The 5,284-nt window shown below is 48.0% G+C and carries 5 protein-coding genes and 3 tRNA genes; 6 read left to right on the top strand and 2 right to left on the bottom strand.

Going from position 1 to position 5,284, the window contains the following annotated elements:
* Positions 1-188: 188 nt before the first annotated feature.
* Both murB and birA read left to right on the top strand, forming a co-directional pair.
* Positions 189-1,226 (top strand): UDP-N-acetylmuramate dehydrogenase, encoded by a 1,038-nt coding sequence (gene murB, locus IEV89_RS21505; RefSeq protein ID WP_188475543.1) that lies wholly within the window; start codon positions 189-191, stop codon positions 1,224-1,226.
* On the top strand, positions 1,223-2,182 hold the full coding sequence (gene birA / locus IEV89_RS21500; RefSeq protein ID WP_188475540.1) for a bifunctional biotin--[acetyl-CoA-carboxylase] ligase/biotin operon repressor BirA: 960 nt from the start codon (positions 1,223-1,225) through the stop codon (positions 2,180-2,182). Before murB ends, birA begins: the two co-directional genes overlap by 4 nt.
* A 43-nt stretch (positions 2,183-2,225) precedes the next feature.
* Here birA and coaA read toward each other — a convergent pair whose 3' ends face one another.
* Complete coding sequence (gene coaA, locus IEV89_RS21495; protein WP_188475539.1) at positions 2,226-3,176, bottom strand: type I pantothenate kinase; 951 nt, start codon at positions 3,174-3,176, stop codon at positions 2,226-2,228.
* 215 nt (positions 3,177-3,391) lie between these two features.
* A complete protein-coding gene (locus IEV89_RS21490; RefSeq protein WP_188475537.1) occupies positions 3,392-3,928 on the bottom strand; it encodes a GNAT family N-acetyltransferase in 537 nt (178 codons plus the stop codon).
* Between the two features lie 381 nt (positions 3,929-4,309).
* Here IEV89_RS21490 and IEV89_RS21485 point away from each other — a divergent pair.
* The 4 genes from IEV89_RS21485 to IEV89_RS21470 form a co-directional block, all read left to right on the top strand.
* Positions 4,310-4,385, top strand: a tRNA-Thr gene (locus tag IEV89_RS21485).
* A gap of 146 nt (positions 4,386-4,531) precedes the next feature.
* Positions 4,532-4,606, top strand: a tRNA-Gly gene (locus IEV89_RS21480).
* Positions 4,607-4,612: 6 nt separating this feature from the next.
* Positions 4,613-4,688 (top strand) — tRNA-Thr (locus IEV89_RS21475).
* A gap of 107 nt (positions 4,689-4,795) precedes the next feature.
* Positions 4,796-5,284, top strand: a 489-nt coding sequence (locus IEV89_RS21470) for a GTP-binding protein (RefSeq protein WP_188474247.1), incomplete at its 3' end; no start/stop codon positions are given.

The following is a 5,284-nucleotide window of genomic DNA, read 5'->3' as shown; positions in this document are numbered from 1 at the left end:
GTAGAAAGCCCTGTACTGATGTACAGGGCTTTTTGCTATATGGAATTTGGCGGAAATGAAAGGTGAAGGAGCGGTTATTGAATAGTCCGCTTTGCTGTTGTGCTCCCCTACAACTGATAAAACGCTGCGCCAGAGGTTATCGGATCAGTTAAACTAGGCATAATTAAGTCACTCATGAGTAATATGTTATGTCGACTGATGACACCTCGCTTCAATCCCTGAATACCTTTTCTTTAGCTGCACATGCTGCGGTCATTACGCATATAAATAGTACAACTCAGCTGATCGAAGCATGGAAAAAGGCGCAAGAAAAGCAACAGCCATTTCTATTATTAGGCGAGGGTAGCAACGTTCTGTTTCTTGAAGACTTCACCGGTTCTGTCGTTCTGAACAGAATCAAAGGTATTGAAGTGACGGAAGATGCAGATGAATGGCTATTGCACGTCGGTGCCGGGGAAAACTGGCATCAGCTAGTGTGTTTTACACTCGAACGCAATATTCCTGGTTTGGAAAATCTTGCATTGATCCCTGGCTGTGTCGGGTCAGCACCAATTCAGAACATTGGGGCTTACGGCATTGAGCTGCAAAGCGTCTGTCACTATGTTGACGTCTTAGACATGAAAAACGGCAAAGTAACCCGGCTTCAGTCGGAAGAGTGCCAGTTCGGATATCGTGAAAGCATCTTCAAGCACGCTTATAAAGATGGTTATGCCATTGTCGCTGTAGGTTTTAAGCTGACGAAGCATTGGCAACCTAAGCTGACCTATGGCGATCTCACTCGCCTTGATCCACATACCGTCACCTCGCGTCAGATTTTCGATTCAGTATGCGCAATGCGCCTGAGTAAACTGCCCGATCCCGCAATTACCGGTAATGCCGGCAGTTTTTATAAGAACCCTACGGTTGATGCAGCGCTCGCGGAAAAGATCCGCAGTGAATTTCCCACCATGCCATCTTATCCTCAGCCTGACGGGCAGGTTAAACTGGCTGCAGGCTGGCTGGTTGAACAGGCACATCTCAAAGGATTCAGTATCGGCGGGGCAGCCGTGCATCAGAATCAGGCGCTGGTGTTGATCAACAAAGATCATGCCAGTAGTGCGGATGTTCGTGCGCTGGCAAAACATGTGCGAAATACCGTTGCTACGAAGTTTGGTATCTGGCTTGAGCCGGAAGTTCGTTTTATCGCCGCCGGCGGCGAAGTGAATGCCGTGGAGGCGTTGTCATGAAAGATATAACAGTCCCGTTGCACTTGATCTCTATACTGGCCGATGGTGAGTTCCATTCAGGTGAACAGCTGGGCGTTGCGCTGGGAATGAGCCGCGCCGCGATCAATAAACATATTCAAACGGTGCGCGACTGGGGTGTGGATATCTTCACTGTACCCGGCAAAGGATATAGCCTTCCACATCCAATCCAGTTACTGGATGAAGCTAAAATTCTTTCCATGCTGCCAGCGGGGCGCGTAAATGTTTTGCCCGTCATTGACTCCACTAATCAATACCTTCTTGACCGGATCGGCGAACTGAGCTCGGGAGATGCCTGCGTTGCCGAGTACCAGCAGGCAGGGCGAGGACGTCGAGGACGAAAATGGTTTTCGCCATTTGGCAGCAACCTCTATCTTTCAATGTACTGGAAACTCGATCAAGGCCCGGCTGCTGCAATGGGCCTCAGTCTGGTTATTGGGATCGTGATGACTGAAGTCCTTCAGCGCCTGGGGGCTGAAGACGCACGAGTTAAGTGGCCTAATGACCTTTATCTGAAAGACAGAAAGCTGGCTGGTATTCTGGTGGAACTGACCGGGAAAACCGGGGATGCAGCACAGCTGGTTATCGGGGCGGGCATCAACCTTAAAATGCATGAACCAGCAGCGGAAACCATTAATCAGGGTTGGATAAACTTGCAGGAAGCGGGTGTTAATATCGATCGTAATGAGCTGACAGCAACGCTGCTGAAAGAACTACGGGCTGCGTTATTACATTTTGAGAAGGAAGGACTTGCGCCATTTATAAGTCGTTGGCGAGGTTTAGATAATTTCCTCGACCGTCCGGTAAAATTGTTGATTGGCGAGCAGGAAATTCACGGTATCGAACGTGGGATAGATCAGCAAGGCGCTTTACTGCTAGAGCAGGACGGCATAATTAAGCCGTATATCGGAGGGGAAATATCCCTGCGCGGTCGGTGAATTAAAAAGGAGAGCAGCGGCTCTCCTTTTTAATTCGAAAAATCTATTTTCTCAGCCTGACATTTTCAACGGCGTGGTTAGCACTCTTAGTCAGAATCAGGCTTGCCCGCTCTCTTGTAGGGAGAATATTTTCTTTCAAATTCAATCCGTTGATCTCGTTCCACAACTGTGTCGCAATGTTCACAGCGTCTTCTTCTGGCAGCTTTGCATAGTGATGGAAATAAGAATCGGGATCGGAAAACGCGCCCTGACGGAATTTTAGGAAACGGTTGATATACCATCCCTGTAATAAATCTTCCGGCGCATCGACGTATATTGAGAAATCGACAAAGTCTGAGACAAATACCCGATGCGGATCATGAGGATAGTCCATGCCACTTTGTAAAACGTTTAACCCTTCAAGAATAAGAATGTCTGGCTGTTCAATGACTTTATTTCCGTCTGGGATCACATCATAAATCAAATGCGAATAAACGGGCGCGGTGACCCTTTTCGCCCCAGATTTTACCTCAGAAACGAAATTGACCAACTGGTGCATATCGTAGGACTGCGGGAACCCTTTCTTCTTCATGATCCCACGCTCCTGGAGCGTCTTATTGGGATAGAGGAACCCATCGGTTGTGATTAGCTCAACAGAGCGATGTTCAGGCCAGCGGCTTAGCAGCGCTTGCAGGACTCGCGCCGTGGTGCTTTTCCCTACCGCCACACTCCCCGCAATACCAATCACATACGGGATCTTCTGGCCGTCGGTGCCCAGGAATTGCTCAAGCACAGCCTGCCTGCGTAGGTTTGAACTGATATAGAAATTGAGAAGACGTGAAAGCGGCAAATAAATTTGTGCCACTTCTTCGAGGGATAAGTCCTCGTTGATGCCTTTAAGATTCACCACTTCCGCTTCTTTGAGCGTTAATGGTACCGAATCACGCAAGGCAGCCCACTGTGCACGATCAAACTGCAAGTAAGGCGTTGCCAAGGATGGGTCTCTTTTTTTCATAAGTTAAAGTCTGCCTGTTAGCGCAGGTCAGGATAGGCGCTCACGCCAACTCCAGACAGTAAACCAGCAGCATATTATAGACAGCTTCGTTTTCAGGAGAGATCTTTTTCTTATAACTTAACGATTTCTTTGATTGAGTTAAAAATTTTTTGAGAAAATCATGTAAATGATGAAGAATGATAAGGCAGAGGTGCGGGGTATTCGCACCTGTCAGGTTAAATGAGAGAATGAGAAAAACAGCCTATTGGCTGGAGTTGTTTGTAATAGACCACTTCATTTTTTCTGCTGTAATCTTGAGATCCTGCCCGGGAGGGCGCACACCGATAACCTTGCGCCCGATAAAATGCTTCCGCACCGGAGCCAGACTGCATGTCTGAGGAGAGCAATGTATAGCGTAAATCTTGCGCCGTATTCTCTGACTCACGTAACAATAAGCGCCCTACGCCACGCCTCCTGGCCCTTGAACAAACTAACAAAGTGCTGACCTCGGCCTGATGAGGCGTGTCCGGTGAATGGCTTAAATTGAGGAGCAGCGTGCCGGCGACACCTTGGTCATCCCTGGCTATCCACAGCAACAGTTCATTATTAGAAAGGGCAGGGCGCAAATCATGGAACGCATCCTCGGCTTCTCTCTGTTCAAAAGTGCAAGGTAAACCTGCCTGAACTCCCTGATGGCTGGCTTCTATAAGCAGGAGCGCGAGCTCATCGCGATAGACCGGTAATGTGGCGGTGTTAAGCATGACAATTTTCATTCCTTACCTCTCAAATGACAGCACGACATTCGCGTAAGGAGTAATGCAAAAGATACGCCACAATAAAACAGCTCCAAACTGGGCTCAGGAAGAAAATACGTCTTCCATGATGACCCTTGATGAGGCAAGCGCGCATTTTCGGTGCATAAAGAGTTGTGGTTACTCAGTGGACCTGTTTTTTGTCAAAGCAACGAAAAAATCAGCGTGGCCAGCCTTTACCTGCGAAAGTATCAGGGGGTTGTTTGGATGTTATTTACCCGGTTATAGGGTCGGAAGAGGAAAAAAACCTATTTTTTGAATAAAACATGAGCGAAGAAGCAATTCATACAATTTTTTTGTTGCATACCCCGGCAAGTCTCCCTAGAATGCGCAGCACTTGATGCCGGCATAGCTCAGTTGGTAGAGCAACTGACTTGTAATCAGTAGGTCCCGAGTTCGACTCTTGGTGCCGGCACCATTCAAGTACTTAAAATTAACGAGCCTTAGTAATAAGGCAACTTATGATGTAAGGCACATCGTAAGTGAAGGTGAGGTTTAAGTGTCTCATATCCTTATCCCCGTCTTCGCGTTCTTCAGAACAATCAGGTAGCCGAGTTCAAAGATGCGGGCATCGTATAATGGCTATTACCTCAGCCTTCCAAGCTGATGATGTGGGTTCGATTCCCACTGCCCGCTCCAAGATGTGCTGATATAGCTCAGTTGGTAGAGCGCACCCTTGGTAAGGGTGAGGTCGGCAGTTCGAATCTGCCTATCAGCACCACTTCCAAATTCTCCCTCCTGATTTTTTTCTGTAAAATAATTCATCAAGCAAACGCTTGGTTGATGTGGTGATACCACCGATTTAACCGTGTCTTAGAGGGACAATCGATGTCTAAAGAAAAGTTTGAACGTACAAAACCGCACGTTAACGTTGGTACTATCGGCCACGTTGACCATGGTAAAACTACCCTGACTGCTGCAATTACCACCGTTTTGGCTAAAACCTACGGCGGTTCTGCGCGCGCATTCGATCAGATCGATAACGCACCAGAAGAAAAAGCTCGTGGTATCACCATCAACACTTCCCACGTTGAATATGACACCCCAGCTCGCCACTACGCGCACGTAGACTGCCCAGGCCACGCCGACTATGTGAAAAACATGATCACCGGTGCTGCTCAGATGGACGGCGCAATTCTGGTTGTTGCTGCGACTGATGGCCCTATGCCACAGACCCGTGAGCACATCCTACTGGGTCGCCAGGTTGGCGTTCCTTACATGATCGTATTCATGAACAAATGCGACATGGTAGATGACGAAGAGCTGCTGGAATTGGTAGAGATGGAAGTTCGTGAACTTCTTTCTGCTTACGATTTC

Origin of the sequence: Hafnia psychrotolerans (genome assembly GCF_014639435.1) — a bacterium.
Taxonomy (GTDB): domain Bacteria; phylum Pseudomonadota; class Gammaproteobacteria; order Enterobacterales; family Enterobacteriaceae; genus Ewingella; species Ewingella psychrotolerans.
This window is presented reverse-complemented; position numbering and strand designations above follow the sequence as displayed.